Below are 20,335 nucleotides of genomic sequence, written 5' to 3'. Positions count from 1 at the left end.
CATAATTACTAAGGCAAGTTGCCTATACTTTAAGAATTAGATCATGGCTAAAAATGTTGCAGAGCAATTGGTAGAAATGCTGGTTGAAGCTGGCGTAAAGAGAGTTTATGCGGTTACCGGCGATAGTTTGAATTACTTTAACGATGCAGTAAGAAGAAACGGAAAAATTAAGTGGATTCACGTTCGTAATGAAGAAGTTGGCGCATTCGCTGCTGCTGCTGAAGCGGAGCTGGATGGCTTAGCCTGTTGCGCAGGGAGTTGCGGACCAGGTCACGTACACCTTATTAACGGTTTGTATGATGCACATAAATCTCACGTTCCGGTAATTGCCATTGCTTCTACCATTGATACCGGGCAATTCGGAATGGATTATTTCCAGGAAACCAATACCACGAAATTATTCGATGATTGTAGCTCCTATAACCAGATTGCTACCACTGCTGCCCAGGTACCAAGAATGTTTCAGGCGGCTATTCAGCATGCGGTGCACAATAAAGGCGTTGCAGTTTTCGGTTTACCAGGGGATGTTGCCCAGCTGGATGCTATCGAAAGTGAAACCTCCATGCAATTATTTAAAAGCAAGCCGGTAATCAGGCCGAATGATAATGACCTTAATTTATTGGCGGAGTGCCTGAACGAAGGTAAAAAAATCACAATCTATTGCGGTATTGGTGCTGCCGAGGCACATGATGAAGTAGTGGCTTTGGCAGAGAAACTCAAGGCACCGGTTGGTTTCTCTTTCCGTGGGAAAATGGGCATCCAATACAATAATCCATACGAAATCGGGATGACAGGCTTACTCGGTCAACCGTCTGCCTATCATAGCATGCATGAATCTGATGTGGTATTACTGCTTGGAACGGACTTTCCATATCAAAACTTCATGCCCGAAAAAAACACAATTATCCAGATTGATGAAAGTCCGGAGCGGTTAGGCAGAAGGGCGAAACTTCACATGGGTCTTTGTGGCGATATAAAAGATACTTTATCCGCTTTGCTGCCATTGATCACTCCAAAAACAGAGGATAGCTTTTTGAAGGCCCAACTGGAGTTTTATGGAAAGGTGAAAGAACACCAGCTTAGTTATGTTAAAGATCAGGGCTCTGAAAATAAAATTCAACCAGAATTTGTTGCCGATACCATTAATAGGTTGAGTGATCAGGATGCGATTTATACTGTAGATACCGGCATGTGCTGCGTTTGGGGTGCCAGATTTATAGAGGGAACCGGACAGCGGAAAATGCTCGGATCATTTAATCATGGCTCGATGGCGAATGCGATGCCAATGGCAATTGGAGCTGCATTAGCTCATCCCGGAAAACAAATTATCGCCTTGTGCGGCGATGGTGGATTATCAATGTTGCTTGGTGATTTAGCTACTATTAAACAATACAATTTACCGATAAAAATTATCGTGTTTAACAACCGCGCCTTAGGAATGGTGAAATTGGAAATGGAAGTAGATGGATTGCCGGATAATGAAACGGATATGATTAATCCTGATTTTGCACTGGTTGCACAGGCCATGGGCTTTAAAGGCATTACCATCAGCAATCCGGAAGATGTTGAAACAGGCATTGCAAATGCTTTTGCAGAAAGTGGCCCGGTGTTGTTAAATATTATGACTAATCCAAATGCGCTGGCAATGCCACCAAAAATTGAATGGGAGCAGGTAAAGGGAATGACCCTCTCCATGACGAAATTAATGCTGGGCGGAAAAATGGTTGAAGTTTTTGACACCATAAAATCTAATTACAAACATTTAGGCGAAGTTTTATAACCTGAAATAAATTTAAAAAGCATGTTAGAAAAAGGAACAACGGCACCCGATTTTCAATTGAATGCCACACCAGATCAAAAAATTAAACTAAGTGATTTTAAAGGCAAAAATGTTATTCTGGCATTTTATCCAGCAGATTGGAGTCCGGTTTGTGGCGACCAAATGGCGTTATACAATGAAATGCTGAAGTATTTTAGTAAACATGATGCGCAGATGATCGGCATATCGGTAGATAGCGCCTGGTGCCATAATGCTTTTCAGCAGGATAGAAAATTACATTTTCCGCTCCTGGCAGATTTTGAGCCGAAAGGTGAAGTTTCAAAAGCTTATGGTGTTTACGATGATGAAGTAGGAGAGAGTAAGAGAGCACTTTATGTGATTGATCAGGAAGGGAAAATTGCCTGGAGTTATTTATCGCCAACGGCTGTTAACCCGGGTGCAGATGGAATATTAAATGCCTTAGAAGAACTAGAAAAAAAATAAAACCTATGAGTACATTAAAACCAGAAGTAAGCAGCTCAGATCATATAGAAGGATCTGATGCTGCATCCATCACTATTGTAGAATTCGGAGATTATCAATGTCCGCATTGTGCCCATGCCTATCCAATTATAAAGGAAATAGAACAAGCCTTTGGTGATCAAATCAGGTTTGTGTTTCGGCATTTTCCATTGCAGGAATCTCATGAGTTCGCTTTCCCTGCCGCTCTTGCAGCAGAAGCTGCAGCAATGCAAGGTAAATTCTGGGAGATGCATGATGCTCTTTTTGAGAATCAATATCGGTTAAGTGACGATCTTTTTGAAGAACTGGCAGAAACCATTGGGTTAGACGTTGAACAGTTTCAAAAGGCTATTTTAGAAGATGCCGTGAAACAAAAAGTAGAAGACGATTTTGAAAGTGGTGTTAGAAGTGGCGTAAACGGAACACCATCGTTTTATGTGAATGAAACTAAATTTGATGGTGGTCCTGATGAACTCTTCGAGATGCTAAAAGAAAGCGCTGAATAATAACAAAAAACCTCATGTATTTTGCAATACATGAGGTATCAGATAAGGGTAACCGGAAAACTAAAAAACTAATTATGAAGTTTTTAGAATTTAACAAAACGGAAATCGCTTCTGGTGTTTTGTTATTCAAAGGTGCACTTCATTTATGAAGTTTTAGTGAAGAAGTGGAATGAGGACATGAAATAAGGAACAAAGAACAAAGAACAAAGAACAAAGAACAAAGAACAAGGAACAAAGAATAAGGAACAAAGAATAAAAAACATCGAATCAGGATGGAAGCTGTACGCCTGATCTTTCATCTTTGCTCCTTTATCCTTAATCTTCTTCTACCTACAAATTCCCCCTTAATTCCTGTTCCCGCTCTAAAGATTCAAACAATGCCTTGAAATTACCTGCGCCAAAACTTTGTGCGCCTTTTCGTTGAATAATTTCAAAGAAAAGGGTAGGTCTATCTTCAATGGGTTTGGTGAAAATTTGAAGCAGATATCCCTCTTCATCACAATCAACCAGGATTCCCAGGCTTTCCAGCAAGGCAATTTCTTCATCAATTTTGCCCACGCGTTGGGGCATCATATTATAATAAGCCTCAGGTGGCGCGCTTAAAAATTCTACTCCACGAGATTTTAATTCCTTTACGGTTTTAACAATGTCTTTTGTGGCCACGGCAATGTGCTGTACGCCCTCACCTTCGTAATACTCTAAATATTCTTCAATTTGCGATTTCTTTTTCCCTTCAGCAGGTTCGTTAATCGGGAATTTTGAAAAGCCATTTCCATTGCTCATTACCTTACTCATCAGGGCGGAGTATTCGGTGTTGATTTGTTTATCGTCAAAAGAAAGAATATTAACAAAGCCCATCACCTCTTCATACCACTGCACGGCTTCATTCATGCGGTTCCAGCCTACGTTCCCAACGCAATGATCGATGTATAAAAGTCCGGCATCAGCAGGTTGGTAATCACTTTCCCAAACGCGGTAACCCGGCATAAAAGCGCCGGTATAGTTTTTCCGCTCAATAAACATGTGCACCGTTTCGCCATAAGTGTAAATTCCACTCATTCTAACTTCGCCACTCTCATCATGGAGTGTTTTTGGCTCCAGATATGGTTTTGCACCACGTTTAGTGGTTTCTTCAAAAGCACTATAAGCATCATCTACCCACAGGGCAAGGATTTTTACACCGTCTCCATGTCTCTTTACATGTTCAGAGATTGGATGATCTGATTTTAACACAGTTGTTAAGATGAGCCTGATTTTTCCTTGCTGTAACACATAAGATGCACGATCGCGGACACCAGTTTCTGGTCCGGCATAGGCCAGGCTTTGAAAGCCAAACGCTGTTTTGTAATAGTGGGCAGCCTGTTTTGCGTTTCCTACATAAAATTCTATGTAATCGGTTCCGTTAATCGGCAGAAAATCAGGTGCCTTTGAGATTTTTTCTGCGAAAGTTTGTGTTTCCATTGTTATGATATTTTCTATGATCAATTTTCAGATCTTATATTGATGTACTTAATAAGTTAGCGACGTTTATGCGTAAATTAGACTATAGACTATAGACTTAAGACTTCGGACTAAAAGAGTCACACCTAAACCTGCCAGCTTTTGTGATAATTTTCATCTTCAATTGAGATGGCGTCTTCAGTAAGCATAAGTGGTTTAAAAGGATCGATCATTACCGCCAGTTCGTCTGTTTTCTCTTTGCCGATCGACTTTTCTACCGTGCCCGGGTGTGGTCCGTGCGGGATACCACCCGGATGTAAGGTGATTTGTCCCTTAACCACACTTTTACGACTCATAAAATCGCCATCCACATAATAGAGCACTTCATCGCTATCTACATTGCTATGGTTATACGGGGCGGGAATGGAATCAGGATGATAGTCATATTTGCGAGGAACAAATGAGCAAACTACAAAATTATGGCCTTCGAAAGTTTGATGTACGGGTGGTGGTTGGTGAAGGCGGCCGGTAATGGGCTCAAAATCATGTATCGAAAATGCGTATGGGTAATGATAGCCATCCCAGCCAACATAATCAAAAGGATGGGTGCCATAGGTATAAGGATAGATTAATCCCTGTTTTTTGATCAGCACTTTGAAATCGCCGTGCTCATCATGGGTTTGCAGATTTTCTGGTAGCCTTAGGTCACGCTCGCAATATGGAGAATGTTCCATTAATTGTCCGTATTGATTGAGGTATCGTTTTGGCGGCCTCAGCGGACTAAAACTTTCAACAATGAATAACCTGTTTTGCTCGTTATCGAATTCCATCTGATAGATTGTTCCCCGGGGGATAATCAGGTAATCGCCATAGGAAAATTTAATATCCCCAAATCCGGTTTTCAGCTTTCCAGATCCTTCATGAACAAAGATCATTTCATCAGCCTGGCTGTTTTTATAGAAATAATCGGTCATTGATTTTTTAGGTGCTGCCAGCACGATATGTAAATCACTGTTCACCAAAACTGGTTTCCGGCTTTTTAAATAATCATCCTCTGGTTTAATGTTAAAACCAATTAAGCTGGTATGTTTCAGGTGCTTTTCTCGCGCAATTTTTGGCTCTACGCTGTAAGGCTCACCCAAATGTTTAACAATTGTAGGTGGATAACAGTGATATACAAGCGAATACAGACTGGAAAAGCCTTCAGTAGATACGAGTTCCTCTGCGTAAAGATTTCCATCTGGTTTACGAAAAACAGTATGGCGTTTTGCGGGTATCTGCCCCAATTTATGATAAACAGGCATATAGATTGATGTTAGGTTAGCAATAAAATCTAAAACAATAAACAATTAAAACGGTAAGCGTTCCAATTAATACGTAGGCGGGAAAGGCTATAAAGAATATTGTGCCATGATCAACTTAGATAGCATCTTATAGCGACGTGCAGCAATGGCGTCGTTCACTAAATTGATATGTAATGCTTTTAAGATCATGGTTTTGATGGTACTAAAGTAAGAATTTTTTCTGCAAGAAGAAATTTTTCATCACTTTAATTGGCAAGATTTGAAGTGTGGAAGATGTGCGATTCGATGCCGGTTCTAAATTCTTTGCGTTGTAACCTGCCGAAGTGGCTTTGATTTTGAACCCTATCCCTTTTTACTATATTTACCCCATATTTAACCAAATCATATGAAATTCGTATCCTATAAAACCGAAGACATTGCCCATTTAGGTCTATTTATCGATGGCCATATTTATAACCTCAATAGTTGCGATAAGTTGCTGCCAGATAACATGAATGAGTTTTTGCAAGGCGGAGAAGTACTGATGGAACGCGCAAAAAAGGTTGATATGCAAATTAAAAATGGAAGCCTGGAAGCCAAAGAAGAGATCTTTTATGAAATTCTGGCTCCGGTACCAAACCCTACCAGTTGCAGGGATGGGTATGCCTTCAGGCAACATGTGGCTGCGGCCCGTCGCAACCGTAAATTAGACATGATTCCGCAGTTTGATGAATATCCGATTTTCTATTTCACTAACCATAATGCCATTCAGGGCACCGGCGAGATTGAGTGTATGCCAGATCATTTCGAAAAACTGGATTTTGAACTTGAGCTTGCCATCGTAATTGGCAAAAAGGGGAGAAACATCAAAGCGGCAGAAGCTGATGAATATATTGCCGGTTATATGGTGATGAACGATATGAGCGCCAGAACCCTGCAAATGGAAGAAATGCTGTTAAATTTAGGCCCTGCAAAAGGGAAAGATTTTTCTACGGTAATTGGTCCGTGGTTGGTCACGCCAGATGAATTAGAACAGTATAAAGTTGCCGCTAAAGATGGCCATGTGGGTAATGCGTATAGCTTAAAAATGACCTGCAGGGTAAATGGAGTTGAAGTATCTAAAGGCAATGCCGCCGATATGGACTGGACGTTTGCAGAAATTATCGAGCGTTGCGCGTATGGCGTTGATATTCTTCCTGGCGATGTGATCGGATCAGGTACAGTTGGAACAGGTTGTTTTCTGGAATTAAATGGAACAGGTTTACTTAACAATCCGAATTATAAACCGCAATGGTTACAACCCGGTGATGTGGTAGAAATGGAAATTACTGGTTTAGGCGCTTTAACCAATAATATTACAAAAGCCGATACCGATTTTTCGATTTTAGGGTTGAAGAAGTAAGCCTCTGATTTTCGCAATTGTATTTGTTGTATTTAAAAGTTAAATTTGAGTATGGAAGCATTGGTAGTTTATCCTGAAAATAAAGAACAGCTTGAGGCTGTAAAAGCCGTAATGAAATCAATGAATGTTGCCTTCGAACAGAAGACGGAAAAATATCCTTCGTATGTGGTGGAGGAACTAACGTCAGCCATACAACAGGTTAATGAAGGAAAAATCCATCCCTATACAAATTTGAGGGATTTGATTAAAAAATAATCATGCTATCTATATTTTATGCTGATAGATTTAACGAGTCATTTAATTATGTATATCAGTTTATTAACGAAAAATTTGGAATTTCCTTTGCAAATTCTTTTGTCGTTAAAGCAGAAAGAAAAATCGAATTGATCTCGAAAAATCCATTTATTTATAAATCATCTGTTTTCGGCGAAAATATTCGAGTTGCTATAATAACAAAACAAACAACATTATTTTATCAGGTTTTCGACGATAAGATTATTCTGCTTTTTTTATGGGATAATAGACAAAAGCCTTATTTTAATTCTTGATGCTAACCTTAAAAACTGAAGATTTATCTGCCGTACAACTGCAAAATTATCTGCAATATGCTATAGCACCGCGGCCGATTTGCTTTGCTTCAACCATTGATGCTGAAGGAAATGTCAATCTGAGTCCATTCAGTTTCTTCAATATGTTTAGTACAAAGCCGCCAATCTGTGTTTTTTCACCTGCACGGCGCGTTCGCGATAATACCACTAAGCATACCCTGGAAAACGTACTTCAGGTTAAGGAATGTGTGATCAATATTGTAAATTATGAGATGGTACAGCAAATGAGCCTGGCCAGTACCGAATATGCAAAGGGAATAAACGAATTTGAAAAAGCAGGTTTCACAATGCTTAAATCTGAACTGGTTACTCCACCAAGAGTAGCAGAAGCGCCTGTGCAGTTTGAATGCTTAGTTAATCAGGTTATTCAATTAGGAGATAGTCATGGTGCCGGAAACCTCATTTTAGCAGAGATTAAACTGATTCATATTAGTGAAGCTATTTTAAACAGTGAAGGTAAAATAGATCAGCAAAAAATAGATTTGGTAGCGCGGCTAGGTGGCGACTGGTATTGCAGGGTTACCGCTGATAATTTATTTAAAGTAGCCAAACCATTGGCAAAACTAGGAATTGGGGTAGATGCCCTGCCTAAATCTGTACGGTTCTCAAAAGTATTAACCGGGAATGACCTGGGTATGTTAGGAAATGTGGAGCTTTTGCCAACGGATGACGAAGTCGATTTGATCGCTTCAAATCCTGAAGTTAAAGAAGTGTTAGACGCTACAATTGGCGATATAACAAACAGGGAACGGGAATTACATGAACTTGCCCGGGATTACCTCAGTAAAGGAAACGTGGAATTAGCTTTGAAAGTTGTTTTGCTTTAATGCAGATAACACTGTGCTTTGTATTTTTCAGAGCCAGGGAATTCATAATTATCGGAGTATTTTTACTTTTAAATAAATAATGGTATCCGATAAGGAAATTAAACAACTGCGAAGTAGCTTTAACGGATCAGATAACATCATCCAATATTTCCAGCTATGCATACATCTGTACAAGTAGATCAATACATCATGAAATCGGCACCCTTTGCCATTCCAATACTGGAGCATTTAAGGATTTTGGTTCACCATGCAGATGCCAGAATTGAAGAAAAAACCAAATGGGGAATGCCGTTTTTCGATTTCCAAGGTTCAGTTTGTCACATGGCGGCTTTTAAACATCACTGTGCATTCGGCTTCTGGAAGGGTTCTTTAATTAAAGATGAGTTTAGCGTTTTTGAAACGAAAACAAGTAATATGGGAATGTTAGGGAAAATTAAATCCCTGGCAGATCTGCCGGATGATGAAATTCTGATTGCTTATATTCAACAAGCTATTCAATTAAATGAAGATGGGATTAAACTCCCGGTTAAACCTAAAGTAAGTGTGCAGGAACTTATTATTCCGCAATACTTTATTGATGCCTTACAAGAAGATTCTTTAGCCATGGGCGTGTTCCAAAACTTCAGTGTTTCTAATAAAAAAGACTACGTACTCTGGCTGGAAGAAGCAAAGACAGAAAGTACCAGACTAAAGCGTTTAGAAACTTCAATAGAATGGATTAGTGAAGGGAAAAGCAGGATGTGGAAGTATAAAAAGTAATTAGATTATACTTACAATCTTCATGAAACGATTTCTGTAGTGGCCATTAAGTTCGGTAATGGTAACACTGTGCGCTTTACCAGAAGATGCATGAATGAATTTTATGCCGTCTTCATCGATAGAGTAAACAATGCCTACATGTCCGATTCTCCTTACCCGGGAATTGCTTCCGGTGAAAATTAATACATCGCCAACTTTAGCATTCTCGAGGGTGGTTTCTTTTCCGGCACCACTAAATTCTCTTGATGAACGCGGTACCTTAAAACCAAAATTACTGAAAACATAACTAACGAAACCTGAACAATCAAAACCGATTTTTGGATTGCTTGTGGCATAGCGATAACGGATGCCCAGCATGCTTTTAGCAAAATCGATTAAAGTTTCAGAATTTGCAGAAGAACCACTATTAAAGTGTGCGGAAGGGTTTTTTGGTAAAGTAGCGACTAACTTTTTAACCAGGTCCTGATACTGAGCAGGGATGATGTTTTGAGCTTTCACTGCAGTTGCAGACAAAATGAAAAACAGAATTGCGAATGTTATTTTCTTCATATGTTGATTGGCAAGATATAAAAAAAATATAAAGGTGGCTCTAAATGTGGAAAACTCGTTAAAACAAAAAAGCCCGAACTATTGTCCGGGCGTCATTAAAAATGCTTTAAAAGTATTAAATACTTGAAAATAAAGTTTGTGCTTTATCGCCAATAACTGGCAATGGTTTATTTTGTAAATTGCTTGCACTGATTGCACCCAATACGATAAATACCAAATAAATGATACCAATTGCGTAACTGATATAAGCTAAAAATACTAATGGCGCAATCGTAAGGATAATCGTAATTAAAATATTAATAACGATAATGCTCAGGTGAAGCAATAATGACTGACGTAAGTGATAGGTTGATAAAGAAGTTTTGTTTTCTTTATAAATTGCGAAAAAAGAGATCAACCAGCCGATTAAAAAGATGTAACTTACTATTGCAGCGCCTTTACCATTGTCTGTTGATGTTGTGAAATTTTTGTTTGTTTCCATATTATATTTAGATTAAAGTGTTCCCTGATAGCGTGTAATGTATGTTTAAATTTTAGTTACGGTGTTGAGACTGCAACTGGTATAACTTTTCCATTAAAAAATTTCTGACCCGTTTTAGCGAAATCAGCCACGTATTTACCCATTTCAAAAGCCATTACCGGGCTCTGATAACCCGGAAAAGCTGTTTCCAGCATTTCTGTTTGTGCTGAGCCCAAAGCTAAACAATTTATTTTAATTCCTGTTTCAGATAATTCAAAAGCCAAGCATTCTGTTAAGGTATGCAATGCAGCTTTACTTGCAGAGTAGGCAGATAACCCCGGAAATTTAACACTCCCCTGAAAACCACCCATGCTTCCTATATTTACAATATGGCTGCCATTTTGCATTAATGGCAAAACGTTCTGGATCATTCTAAAATGTGAGATTACATTGCTCTGCAGCATTTCGCCTAAATCAATTTCGGTTGTTTCCAGAAAGGGTTTATTAATTAATGCACCGGCGTTATTAATCAGGATATCAATATTTCCTAAACGTTCTTTTAAAAATGGAATCAGTGCAGCGTAATCATCATTTACAATATCAAATTCTACTGGTAGAATGGTGCAGTCAGGGTTAATTCCTTTGGCAATTTCTAAGAGTTTACGTAATTTATCTGCCGAACGGGCAATGGCAACAATTTTATTTTCTTTGTGTAAACTAAACTCTAATGCGGTTTCAAATCCAATTCCGCTGCTTGCTCCGGTAATGATAATGTTCATTGTTGAGGTATGTTTGTGATGAATGTAGGCTCATCAATTTGTTTATAAATTTAAGATTTTAAGCCTTGTTTAAGCTTTTAATTTGATTTTTATTGTTTTATCGAAGCATTGTTTGTTGTTAATCATAGCGTTAGATCATGGAACTGTATTTAATAATAATCATTATTTATTCTACAATTAATTGGCTTACCGGATTTTTAATCACGTGCAAGCCATCATTAATGAGTTTTCTGTGATCTGATTCTTTTCCTGCTTTTATTTCCAGGTAAACATGAATTTCTTTTTCCAATTGATGGTAAATCTTCTTGTGAAAAATGATTTCTAAAATTTCCATTGCACACAGCCAATCTTGTCTGTAGTTTCGTTTCAACTGATCAAAAATGGCAGCAAGTTCACCTAAGTTTTCGCTACTTTCCCTAATCTCACGTACGCGTTTATACAATTGATGCAGTTGTAATGTTTTTTCTTCATAAACAACCTGACGGGCCTTTTCCTCACTGATCAATGTGATCTCTTCAAAAGCATCCTTATCGGCAGCACCATTAAAAACAGAAACAATTTGCGCTCCAACAGCCATATCATAATTGCCCCATTCTGGTTTAAAAAGGACATTCTGATTGCGTTCTGTAACTGTGCAGTTTGTAAAAGTAATCAGTAATATTTTTCCATCCCCCCTTAAAATATTCATGAGTTGACCTTCAACTTTTATTCCACTTTCAAAAATCAGCTGAATATTATCTCCAATACCTGTCAGTTGCTTTATTTCATCATCACTATAATCTTCCAGGGGCTTATTTGCATCTTGAAGCCTGCCAACGGGCGATGAAAATCCATCCGCATGGTAAGTTTTTCCGTGGTCAGCCAATTGCTTTCCCTGATAAGCCAGGGCAGAAGCGCCGGTAGTTTTAATAAACGTTACTTCATCAGCTAAGCCTACACCAATGTCAGTAAACACGCCAGTCACCTGCAAACCAGAGGAGTAAATGGCTGTGGCTACATTTTTACAGGCAATGGCTTTCATTATACTTTCCATCCCGCCGCGGCGGAAAGCCATGGTATCAGCAAATTGTTCCAGCACATCTTTTAAGTTTTGAAAAGTCTCGGTTACAAAAAGCTGGGGTTGTGTTTTTGTAATATCGTATTGATAATTGATGGTATCGATGTTGTACCATAACTTTTCGACTTCTTTAGTCATACAAGATGCACTTTCGCCAATAGACGACAGTAATCCTGCGCCATAAATTTTGGGATTCTCCAATGTGCCGATCAGGCCATATTCTACCGTCCACCAGTGTAAACGACCAAGCAACGCCATTTCTGAAGGCTCACCCATATTTTCACTGATGTAACGCAATGATTTTTCGGCTTTTGCAATTTGGTCTTCGTCTGCGTCAACAGCTTCTTTCAAAATTGAAAGTTTTCTAATGGCTTCATAAAGTTCAAAATCTTTAGCCGAAAACATGGCTTTAGCGCCAATAGCGCCAAAATAACTGAGGTAGTTGTTATAATCGGTATCAGCAATAATAGGCGCATGGCCGGCACTTTCGTGGATAATATCAGGTGCTGGTGTATATTCTATATGATTAATCTGACGGATATCGGCCGCGATGACCAACACCCGATAGGCCTGATATTCCATAAAAGCAGCTGGCGGAATAAACCCATCGACCGTAACTGCACCCCAACCAATCTTACCCAGATTATCATTCATGGTTTGTAAATCAGGAATGTATTCGATACTTAAGCCTGCTCTTTGCAAACCTTTGATGTAGGGATAGTATGCAACATCTTTTAGATAGCTATAGTTTTGACGCATCACGTAGCGCCAAACTGCCTGATCTATCGGCGTGTATTTACCGTAATTCTGATTAACAATAAATTGCTTTAAATGATTGGGCAATTTTGCTACCTGCGCATTATTAAAATCATTAAAATGGCTCATAGTGGTCATGAAAAATAAGTTGGTCGACAGCTAAGTTATGATGTTGCGTTTACCTAAGCAAGAAAGCCGCTGCTTAAATTAACAGCTTTGCGTAATTATTGGTTGCTCATCTTTTATAATTCTACTTTGACAACTTTCTTTCTATGCTGCTGTTTAAAGTGTCAAAACTTAAAATGATTGTCTACCACTTTATAATAAATATGATTTTAGCTTTTATCGCTGCGGCCAAGTTTCTTCACGCTAAACGTAAAATAGTGTTGGTACAGATAACTGAAAAGGGCCATTAACACGGAAACAGCAATTCTCGATAACATGGCTAAAGTTGGATAATCTCTTAGCAATTCCAGCAAAAACTTCAACAAAACATAGTTAGCGAGAATATTGATCAGTTGAAGGTTTAAAAATCGAAACAACTGAACACGTCCCGTTAATTCGCTGTGCGTAAAGATTACATATTTATTTAGCAAAAAACTGGTAGGTATTGCTACGGCATAATCCACTAATAAAGAGGCTGTTTCTCTTTGCAATACAATTATTCCAAAATTTACTTCTGTTGTTTTAAAGATAAAAAAGTACGCAAAATAATAACTTAAAATGCCTAGAAGCAAAGTGCCTCCGCCGGTTGCCAGATACCTGAAATTATGTGCAGAGATAAAATTTTTAAATGGTGGATAAAAAAAATCTATAAAGGCGAGAATAATTTTGCGCATTGTTGTTTCAGTAGTTTTGGCTGCAAAGGTAAATTATTTTTTAAACTGTTGCTTTTTCAACATGAAAGTAGCGGATTGCCTTTACTATTTGTGTAGAATATCGTTATTGCTAATTAGCATTTTGATTCGATGCCCCGACCTACTTTGGCTTTGCAACGTAATCAATCACTGCGCACCAACTGTATGAAGGATGACGCTGGATGCTGATGCCAACAATATTCAATTTGTTTTTTTGATCCAGAATAGTAAACCGGTGACCTAGTGAAGGCACACCACAATCTAACAGTAAATGGCATACAATATCTAAACCATTGGCATTTCCAAAATCGATATTTTCGCTCATGGTCCTGTTGGGATAGTATTTAGAAATTCTTTTCGAAAACTTATCGCCGTTACTGCTTTCGTGTGTATCTAGGTTATTTCTGTTCAGATCAATCGCATGGTTGCGACTTACAATCGATAATTTATCTTCAGGGTAAAACATCGGCAGGTTTTTGATGCCACTCAGATGCGACAGTAACGATAGGTAATAAGGGTTGTTTTTCGCGATTTTAAGATCATTATAGTTGCGGTATTTGCGAACTTTTGCATTGTAATCGCTGATGTAGTCTGCCAGTAAGGTGTAGTAAAACTTCTCGCCATCTATCCGGGCCAGGTTCATGTACATCACAATGTTTTTCTCTTCATTACTCAAATACGATACATTGGCAGCCGTGTTTGCCCGCTGGTATTCTGCGTCAGTCCATTTTTGTGCAAAAGTGTTTAATGCCGTTGAGAAGATTATAATTGCGATTAAAATGTGTTTGATCATTCAGGGGGATTTACAATGATAACGCGCAGAAAAATCGTTTATTTTTGAATGATGTGTTTTTGCGATAATTAATGTACGAAAGTAAATATTGAAAAAGGAATTAATTCTGCTACAAAGATATGGCGTTAAATAAAGCTCTTCGGCGCAAGCTATATTACGCCGAAAAGCTCAATTTGAAAATGCTGATTTATAAAAACATTCCGCCGGAAATTTCGATGCGTTGCGCATTAATCCATCTGGCTTCTTCCGTACATAAAAAGGCAACGACACCGCCAATATCATCAGGTAAACCAACACGGCCCAGCGCAGTTTGCGAGGCAATTCCGGCATTCATTTGTTCATTATCGCGTACCACGCCACCGCCAAAATCAGTTTCGATTGCGCCTGGAGCAATGATGTTGGAGCGGATTCCTTTAGCGCCCAATTCCTTTGCCTGATATCGGGTAAGTGTTTCCATCGCACCTTTCATTGCGCCATATGCAGAATAACCCGGCAGAGAGAAGCGAGCCAAACCGGAAGAAATGTTAATAATCGATCCTCCATTGTTAATGATTGCCAATGCCTTTTGTGTCAGGAAAAATGGCCCTTTTAAATGGATATTTACTAACTGATCAAATTGATCTTCAGTTGTTTCTGCGAAAGGTGCATTAATTCCGATTCCGGCGTTATTCACCAGGAAATCAAATTGACTGGTATTGAATGTATGTTGCAATGTGGCTTTTACTTCTGCAATGAATGCATCAAAACTACCACTGTCTGCAACATCAAGCTGAAGCGCTGCAGCATTTACACCGAGTTTTTTAATCTCATTAACGGTGTTTTCGGCTTCTTCTTTTTTAGATTGATAAGTAACGATTACATCTATACCCTTTTCAGCAATTTTAAGCGCTGCATTTTTTCCTAAGCCGCGGCTGCCGCCGGTAACTAAGGCAATTTTATTTTGTTTTTCCATTATTCTTTAATTTATTAAACAAAATTAAATGGAAAGTGATGAAATAAATGGTGACAGCTTAAGTTAAAATGGTGAGAGCTTAAGTATTATGCGGTGATCAAGTCTTTATTTGCTATGGAAATATAATACGCTTCGCGATATTGCTTGGGCGTTTGGCCGGCAAAATGCTTAAAAAACTTGGTGAAATTTGAGGGATCGTAAGTTAAGATTCTGGCAATTTCCGAAATGGGCGTGTTGGTGCTTACTAACATCGATTTCGAAATTTCCATTAAACGTTTCTCAAAAAAATAACATGGAGAATAGCCAGTGGCGGCTTTTACGGTATTGCTCAAGTGGACGGGATGAACATGAATCAGATCAGCTAAATCTCTTACCTCCAACATTTCTGTCGTTCGGCCAGACACAATATCATCAAGATGTTTATCTAACTCTTTCAAATAATCAGCCGCAATTTCGTGGCGACGTGCAAAGATTTTTTCAGGAAGTTTCATCTGATTATATCATTAAAGGAGAAACAAATATAATTACAATTGATCAAATCGAAATGTTGCAATTCCAACTATGCCTTTCTTTACTTTTGAATTACCTTAAAGCTAACTCCGGTTATAAATGAAATTCGTGTAGTTTGTTTACAAATTTTTCACGCTGATACCAATCATTATAAACCAGTTCGAGTTGCTGTACTTCAAATGTGCCAAAATCAAAGTTCCTGTATTTCTCTACCAATTTGAGCAGGCCGTTTTTATTTTGTAGTGCTCGCCTGAATCTGATGATGGTTGAATGTGCTGTTTGAATGGTATAACGTTTGTCTATACTCTGCTGGAGGTTGGTACCTTTAAAGCCAATACGTAAATCATCTCTGATTTCATTTAATGTATCAGTTAAAAATCCTTGAAGCAAAATGCAGGAAGGGGAGGCTGTAAGCCCTTTAAACTGAATCTTGAAATTTCGATGTTTAATTAAAATTTGCTCAATCAGTTTTACATAATCCGGTACGTTAATTTGCCTCAGGTTGAAACCAGTATAGCATGATATAATCGACATCACCGTGATGTGGAGGTCTGCATCTTGGTAATAGTACTGATGTGGATCAATGGCTTTAACCTCAGTTAAAAAACGCTGAATGTTAGCCTTAGTGCTTTCATCGGGCCTGATTACTAAGGTAATTCCGAAACGATAATCATCTTGTGCATCAATTAATTCATCGATTTCATAATCGCCATTGGCTATTTTCGCTGCAGATTCGTAATATAACTTGTTGTAGTGTGCTGAGAGATTCATTAATCCAGAAAAAAGTCGCAGGCTTTGAACCTGCGACTAAATATTGTTTATTACGATATTGTTTAAGCCAATAAATTCTTCCAGCTTACGGCTTTACCGATGATATTGGCCAGGTCTGCAATGGCAACGCGTTCTTGCTCCATACTATCGCGATGACGGATGGTAACCGTATTGTCTTCTAAACTTTGGTGATCTACAGTAATACAGAATGGCGTACCAACAGCATCCTGACGGCGATAACGTTTACCAATGGCATCCTTCTCTTCATAAATACAGTTGAAATCAAATTTCAGCGTATCCATAATTTCTCGTGCTTTTTCTGGTAAACCATCCTTTTTGGTAAGTGGAAACACAGCTACCTTATATGGCGCTAAAGCAGGGTGTAAACGCAGTAAAGTACGGCTATCCTGTTTATCTGCTGTGCTTAGGTCCTGTTCTTCAAATGCATTGATCATGGTTAACAGGAACATGCGGTCTAAACCGATTGAAGTTTCGATTACGTATGGAACATAATTCCCGTAAGGTTTGCCTTCTTCATTCAGATCGTTATCGAAATACTGCATTTTCTTGCCGGAAAACTCCTGGTGTTGCGTTAAATCGAAATCAGTACGGCTGTGAATACCTTCTACTTCTTTAAATCCGAATGGGAATTCAAATTCAATATCGGTAGCCGCATTTGCATAGTGCGCTAGTTTAACATGGTCATGGTAACGATATTTTTCAGCAGGTGTTCCTAAGGCTTTGTGCCATTTTAAACGTGCTTCTTTCCAGTATTCGAACCATTTTTTGTCATCACCCGGGCGAACAAAAAATTGCATTTCCATTTGTTCAAATTCACGCATCCGCATGATAAACTGACGGGCAATTACCTCATTTCTAAAGGCTTTGCCAATCTGGGCAATACCAAAAGGAATTTTCATTCTTCCCGATTTTTGAACATTTAAAAAGTTCACGAAAATACCTTGTGCCGTCTCCGGACGAAGATAAACCTCATCACTACCTTCTGCCATGGCACCAAACTGAGTGCTAAACATCAGGTTAAACTGGCGAACATCAGTCCAGTTAGCCGTTTTAGAGATGGGGCAAATTACTTTATAATCTATAATTAAATCTTTCAGCTGTGCTAAGTTTTCAGATTTAAGCGCCAGATTCATTTCAACCTCAAGCGCTAAGCCTTTCTTTACAAATCTCCAGCTGGCTTCATCAATAAAAGGATATTTTTCGCTCGCTAAGATGTCGTTTTCATCTTTAAAACCTGGAATCCACGCTGCCTGACCTTCATCGCTTAGTCCCAGAATCTCTTCTTGAAATTCCTGGAATTTAGCTTTGTTTTCTGTGCTGAAACTAGCTAATTCTGAGTATAATTCATCAATTTTATTTTCCAGTAACTGGTCGGCACGGTAACGTTTGTTCGAATCTTTATTATCGATCATCGGGTCGTTAAACCCATCCACGTGTCCGCTTGCTTTCCAAACTTTCGGGTGCATAAAGATAGCAGAATCAATCCCTACTATGTTTTCGTGCATTTGCACCATGGCTTTCCACCAGTACGATTTAATATTGTTTTTCAACTCGGCACCCAGTTGCCCATAGTCGTAAACAGCACTTAAGCCATCATATATTTCGCTGCTTTGAAACACAAAACCGTATTCCTTAGCGTGTGAGATTACATTTTTAAATTGTTCGTCGTTATTCTTTTGAGCCATAATGGAGGCAAAGATAATAAAAAGGTGGAGGGTTTAAAGGCATAAGGTGGAAGGTTTTTAATTAGTATTTATGGGTTGTAAGATTTTAGTATTTGAGTTAAATGGTTGAAGATTTTTTTGTGCAAAATACAAAAATCGATGCTACTGATTATTCAGTAACACCGATCTTGACGAGAAACAACTAATCTAATTAACAGTTGTTTTGTTGTTTACTTAAATTAGAACTGTTTTAAGCTGACACAAACTTTTATTATAAAATGTAATATAATTTATGGAGTAGGAGGAGTATTGGTACCTGTTGTAATAATACTTACAATTCCTTCAGTACCAGTTGAACCAACCCCATTGATTGGAGAAACTCCAACGCCTCCTTCAGAACCCCAGCTTGGAACCGGCCCCATAGTTTTGCAATCGCTGCTTTTAGAAAAAGTCCCTGTTGTTTTACCATCATCTCCGGGTTGTCCAGCTAAGCCTTGTGAGCCCCCTACTCCGGGCCGACCACCTGCACCACCATTAGTTTGCATAGGAACTTGAGTACTTCCAGATTGATTATGTTTCATCACTATCGAGACATCCCCGCCTCTGCCACCTGGGCCACCAAAACCGCCATCTCCGCCTCTCCCTCCATGTCCTCCATTTCCGCCGTGTCTCCCTAATTCACAGTCATCTCCATCGCCACCTCTACCACCTTTACCACCAGTCCCCCCTTTGCCGCCAGTGCCTCCATCGCCACCCTTACCCCCAATACTAGAAATATTGAAACCTCCATAGTATATTTCTACTTCTAATCTAAAGTTTCCAGCGGCTCCACCAGGTCCGCCTGTTCCACCATTACCGCCAGGTCCGCCAGGCCCACCAGGCCCACCTAATTCGGCACAATCATCATCGCAACACCATGGGCAATTTGCTTTGTTTCCATTAATACCTAAACCACCATTTAATCCTTCTGGTCCATTGAAACCTACAGCTCCATCTGTACCGTTTAAAATAATATTATGCATTTTAATATGATTTTATTAAGCTAATTTTTTATCTATTTATTTATTAAATTGAGGTAGAAAGGCTTTCAAGTTTGTTCGAATAAGCTCTTGCTGTTTGACACTTTAAGAAAAGGTAGGATGATTTTATTTCCATCTTTCCGTTCGTATGTATGACTAAGTTTCTACCTTTAATAAGATCTGTACCAGAATTAACTGTTAGCGTGGCATTAGTATTAATGATTATGTCATCTAATGCAAAATATACTACACTTAATCCAAGACGCGGATTCTTTAATAAATTCGTTGTCATTTTATAGGCATGTATTGCTTCAAAGTCATCCCATAAAATCTGTTTGCCATGATGATGGGTAAGTAGTTTCGCTAACTGAAAGTTGCTTTTCCTTCGTATATTCCTGAACTGGGTTTGCAACGAAGTCTCAACATGATCGTGACATTTACAATCACTTTGTTTTGAAAAGTTATAATCTTTTTTTGCAATTGCTAAAGATTCATCATCATCATCTGAAATAGCTTTTAAAACATTTTCCTTGCTTAAACCTTGTGGAATTATACTTAATTCTTGTAGGTCTTCAAATGATTTAATAGATACATAATGTAAAGCATCTGAAAACATTTTTTCATTTGGACCGATTGTAATGTGGCTGTTTTCATCAACTTCTAGGGTAATTGATTTTATCCTCTGTAGTTCCTTTACTGAGATTAATTTTCTTTCTTTAAAATTTTCCATGATTTTATAATTTATTTAATGGCAAATAATAATTTGTTGATTTATTTAGTAGACTGATAGCATTGTTATCTTAGAATCTGAGGTGTTTGGAGTTGCTACATTTGACTGGAGGAATTTAGTTGTCAGATTTAACTAGAAACTTTTAAATTTGATTATATGAGCAAACGAGTATTTGATGATTCCTTCAAAAAAATGGCTATAGATTTATCTAATAGCCGAGGATCGGTGAAAGAGGTTGCAGATGAGCTTGGAATAAACGATAGCCTTCTGAGTAAATGGAGACAGCGTGAGTCGGAGCCCAAACAGAGTCC

The 20,335-nt window shown here is 38.6% G+C and carries 22 protein-coding genes; 8 read left to right on the top strand and 14 right to left on the bottom strand.

From position 1 onward, the window contains the following. Positions 1-43: 43 nt before the first annotated feature. Genes GJU39_RS19480 through GJU39_RS19470 form a run of 3 tightly spaced genes read left to right on the top strand, consistent with a single transcriptional unit; the run spans position 44 to position 2,787 of the window. A complete protein-coding gene (locus tag GJU39_RS19480; protein WP_154282677.1) occupies positions 44-1,780 on the top strand; it encodes a thiamine pyrophosphate-dependent enzyme in 1,737 nt (578 codons plus the stop codon). Positions 1,781-1,801: 21 nt separating this feature from the next. Beyond that, a complete protein-coding gene (locus GJU39_RS19475; RefSeq protein ID WP_154282676.1) occupies positions 1,802-2,263 on the top strand; it encodes a redoxin domain-containing protein in 462 nt (153 codons plus the stop codon). A gap of 5 nt (positions 2,264-2,268) precedes the next feature. Next, positions 2,269-2,787: a DsbA family protein gene (locus GJU39_RS19470; protein WP_154282675.1), complete on the top strand. Its 519-nt coding sequence runs from the start codon at positions 2,269-2,271 to the stop codon at positions 2,785-2,787. A 330-nt stretch (positions 2,788-3,117) separates the two neighbouring features. On the opposite strand, the gene hppD is transcribed toward GJU39_RS19470, so the two are convergent. After that, positions 3,118-4,248: a 4-hydroxyphenylpyruvate dioxygenase gene (gene hppD, locus GJU39_RS19465; RefSeq protein WP_154282674.1), complete on the bottom strand. Its 1,131-nt coding sequence runs from the start codon at positions 4,246-4,248 to the stop codon at positions 3,118-3,120. 125 nt (positions 4,249-4,373) lie between these two features. Continuing rightward, complete coding sequence (locus GJU39_RS19460; RefSeq protein ID WP_154282673.1) at positions 4,374-5,531, bottom strand: homogentisate 1,2-dioxygenase; 1,158 nt, start codon at positions 5,529-5,531, stop codon at positions 4,374-4,376. A gap of 385 nt (positions 5,532-5,916) precedes the next feature. Between GJU39_RS19460 and GJU39_RS19455 the strand changes: the two genes are divergently transcribed. From GJU39_RS19455 to GJU39_RS19440, 4 genes are all read left to right on the top strand, one after another. After that, complete coding sequence (locus GJU39_RS19455) at positions 5,917-6,912, top strand: fumarylacetoacetate hydrolase family protein (RefSeq protein ID WP_154282672.1); 996 nt, start codon at positions 5,917-5,919, stop codon at positions 6,910-6,912. A gap of 51 nt (positions 6,913-6,963) precedes the next feature. Then, the gene (locus GJU39_RS19450) at positions 6,964-7,167 is read left to right on the top strand and encodes a DUF2683 family protein (RefSeq protein WP_154282671.1); all 204 of its coding nucleotides are present in this window, start codon (positions 6,964-6,966) and stop codon (positions 7,165-7,167) included. Between the two features lie 292 nt (positions 7,168-7,459). Further along, positions 7,460-8,347, top strand: coding sequence for a flavin reductase family protein (locus GJU39_RS19445; protein WP_154282670.1), 888 nt, complete (start codon positions 7,460-7,462; stop codon positions 8,345-8,347). A gap of 156 nt (positions 8,348-8,503) precedes the next feature. After that, positions 8,504-9,106, top strand: a complete 603-nt coding sequence (locus GJU39_RS19440) for a YdeI/OmpD-associated family protein (protein WP_154282669.1) — start codon at positions 8,504-8,506, stop codon at positions 9,104-9,106. Here the strand turns inward: GJU39_RS19440 and GJU39_RS19435 are convergent, their stop codons facing one another. From GJU39_RS19435 to GJU39_RS19380, 12 genes are all read right to left on the bottom strand, one after another. Next, on the bottom strand, positions 9,107-9,655 hold the full coding sequence (locus tag GJU39_RS19435; RefSeq protein WP_154282668.1) for a C40 family peptidase: 549 nt from the start codon (positions 9,653-9,655) through the stop codon (positions 9,107-9,109). It lies immediately after the preceding gene. Positions 9,656-9,770: 115 nt separating this feature from the next. Continuing rightward, entirely contained in the window at positions 9,771-10,136 is a 366-nt protein-coding gene (locus GJU39_RS19430) for a DUF4870 domain-containing protein (RefSeq protein ID WP_154282667.1), read from the bottom strand. A gap of 56 nt (positions 10,137-10,192) precedes the next feature. Continuing rightward, a complete protein-coding gene (locus GJU39_RS19425; protein WP_154282666.1) occupies positions 10,193-10,894 on the bottom strand; it encodes an SDR family oxidoreductase in 702 nt (233 codons plus the stop codon). A 166-nt stretch (positions 10,895-11,060) separates the two neighbouring features. Next, positions 11,061-12,836, bottom strand: a complete 1,776-nt coding sequence (locus GJU39_RS19420) for an aromatic amino acid hydroxylase (protein ID WP_154282665.1) — start codon at positions 12,834-12,836, stop codon at positions 11,061-11,063. Between the two features lie 206 nt (positions 12,837-13,042). Next, positions 13,043-13,546, bottom strand: coding sequence for a GtrA family protein (locus GJU39_RS19415; RefSeq protein WP_154282664.1), 504 nt, complete (start codon positions 13,544-13,546; stop codon positions 13,043-13,045). Positions 13,547-13,685: 139 nt separating this feature from the next. Next, positions 13,686-14,357: a CAP domain-containing protein gene (locus GJU39_RS19410; RefSeq protein WP_154282663.1), complete on the bottom strand. Its 672-nt coding sequence runs from the start codon at positions 14,355-14,357 to the stop codon at positions 13,686-13,688. 187 nt (positions 14,358-14,544) lie between these two features. Further along, entirely contained in the window at positions 14,545-15,309 is a 765-nt protein-coding gene (locus GJU39_RS19405) for an SDR family NAD(P)-dependent oxidoreductase (protein ID WP_154282662.1), read from the bottom strand. Positions 15,310-15,395: 86 nt separating this feature from the next. Further along, the gene (locus tag GJU39_RS19400; RefSeq protein ID WP_154282661.1) at positions 15,396-15,800 is read right to left on the bottom strand and encodes a helix-turn-helix domain-containing protein; all 405 of its coding nucleotides are present in this window, start codon (positions 15,798-15,800) and stop codon (positions 15,396-15,398) included. A gap of 112 nt (positions 15,801-15,912) precedes the next feature. Further along, positions 15,913-16,590, bottom strand: coding sequence for a 2'-5' RNA ligase family protein (locus GJU39_RS19395; RefSeq protein ID WP_154282660.1), 678 nt, complete (start codon positions 16,588-16,590; stop codon positions 15,913-15,915). 62 nt (positions 16,591-16,652) lie between these two features. After that, a complete protein-coding gene (locus tag GJU39_RS19390; RefSeq protein WP_154282659.1) occupies positions 16,653-18,296 on the bottom strand; it encodes a glycine--tRNA ligase in 1,644 nt (547 codons plus the stop codon). Positions 18,297-18,565: 269 nt separating this feature from the next. Beyond that, the gene (locus GJU39_RS19385; protein ID WP_154282658.1) at positions 18,566-19,297 is read right to left on the bottom strand and encodes a hypothetical protein; all 732 of its coding nucleotides are present in this window, start codon (positions 19,295-19,297) and stop codon (positions 18,566-18,568) included. Positions 19,298-19,340: 43 nt separating this feature from the next. Continuing rightward, positions 19,341-20,024, bottom strand: a complete 684-nt coding sequence (locus GJU39_RS19380) for a hypothetical protein (protein ID WP_154282657.1) — start codon at positions 20,022-20,024, stop codon at positions 19,341-19,343. A 156-nt stretch (positions 20,025-20,180) separates the two neighbouring features. Here GJU39_RS19380 and GJU39_RS24330 point away from each other — a divergent pair. Next, positions 20,181-20,335: transposase (locus tag GJU39_RS24330; protein WP_154281226.1), on the top strand; the 155-nt coding region annotated here is incomplete at its 3' end.

This window comes from Pedobacter petrophilus (assembly GCF_009674725.1).
In the GTDB taxonomy this organism is placed as follows: domain Bacteria; phylum Bacteroidota; class Bacteroidia; order Sphingobacteriales; family Sphingobacteriaceae; genus Pedobacter; species Pedobacter petrophilus.
The sequence above is the reverse complement of the archived record's forward strand: the minus strand, read 5'-3'. Positions and strand labels throughout refer to the sequence as shown.

Coding starts and splice junctions, on each gene's coding strand:
- GJU39_RS19390 (WP_154282659.1), bottom strand. CDS start 18,296: ATGGCTCAAAAGAATAACGACGAACAATTTAAAAATGTAATCTCACAC.
- GJU39_RS19435 (WP_154282668.1), bottom strand. CDS start 9,655: ATGAAGAAAATAACATTCGCAATTCTGTTTTTCATTTTGTCTGCAACT.
- hppD (WP_154282674.1), bottom strand. CDS start 4,248: ATGGAAACACAAACTTTCGCAGAAAAAATCTCAAAGGCACCTGATTTT.
- GJU39_RS19380 (WP_154282657.1), bottom strand. CDS start 20,024: ATGGAAAATTTTAAAGAAAGAAAATTAATCTCAGTAAAGGAACTACAG.
- GJU39_RS19385 (WP_154282658.1), bottom strand. CDS start 19,297: ATGCATAATATTATTTTAAACGGTACAGATGGAGCTGTAGGTTTCAAT.
- GJU39_RS19455 (WP_154282672.1), top strand. CDS start 5,917: ATGAAATTCGTATCCTATAAAACCGAAGACATTGCCCATTTAGGTCTA.
- GJU39_RS19400 (WP_154282661.1), bottom strand. CDS start 15,800: ATGAAACTTCCTGAAAAAATCTTTGCACGTCGCCACGAAATTGCGGCT.
- GJU39_RS19475 (WP_154282676.1), top strand. CDS start 1,802: ATGTTAGAAAAAGGAACAACGGCACCCGATTTTCAATTGAATGCCACA.
- GJU39_RS19410 (WP_154282663.1), bottom strand. CDS start 14,357: ATGATCAAACACATTTTAATCGCAATTATAATCTTCTCAACGGCATTA.
- GJU39_RS19460 (WP_154282673.1), bottom strand. CDS start 5,531: ATGCCTGTTTATCATAAATTGGGGCAGATACCCGCAAAACGCCATACT.
- GJU39_RS19420 (WP_154282665.1), bottom strand. CDS start 12,836: ATGAGCCATTTTAATGATTTTAATAATGCGCAGGTAGCAAAATTGCCC.
- GJU39_RS19445 (WP_154282670.1), top strand. CDS start 7,460: ATGCTAACCTTAAAAACTGAAGATTTATCTGCCGTACAACTGCAAAAT.
- GJU39_RS19425 (WP_154282666.1), bottom strand. CDS start 10,894: ATGAACATTATCATTACCGGAGCAAGCAGCGGAATTGGATTTGAAACC.
- GJU39_RS19470 (WP_154282675.1), top strand. CDS start 2,269: ATGAGTACATTAAAACCAGAAGTAAGCAGCTCAGATCATATAGAAGGA.
- GJU39_RS19440 (WP_154282669.1), top strand. CDS start 8,504: ATGCATACATCTGTACAAGTAGATCAATACATCATGAAATCGGCACCC.
- GJU39_RS19405 (WP_154282662.1), bottom strand. CDS start 15,309: ATGGAAAAACAAAATAAAATTGCCTTAGTTACCGGCGGCAGCCGCGGC.
- GJU39_RS19450 (WP_154282671.1), top strand. CDS start 6,964: ATGGAAGCATTGGTAGTTTATCCTGAAAATAAAGAACAGCTTGAGGCT.
- GJU39_RS19480 (WP_154282677.1), top strand. CDS start 44: ATGGCTAAAAATGTTGCAGAGCAATTGGTAGAAATGCTGGTTGAAGCT.
- GJU39_RS19430 (WP_154282667.1), bottom strand. CDS start 10,136: ATGGAAACAAACAAAAATTTCACAACATCAACAGACAATGGTAAAGGC.
- GJU39_RS19415 (WP_154282664.1), bottom strand. CDS start 13,546: ATGCGCAAAATTATTCTCGCCTTTATAGATTTTTTTTATCCACCATTT.
- GJU39_RS19395 (WP_154282660.1), bottom strand. CDS start 16,590: ATGAATCTCTCAGCACACTACAACAAGTTATATTACGAATCTGCAGCG.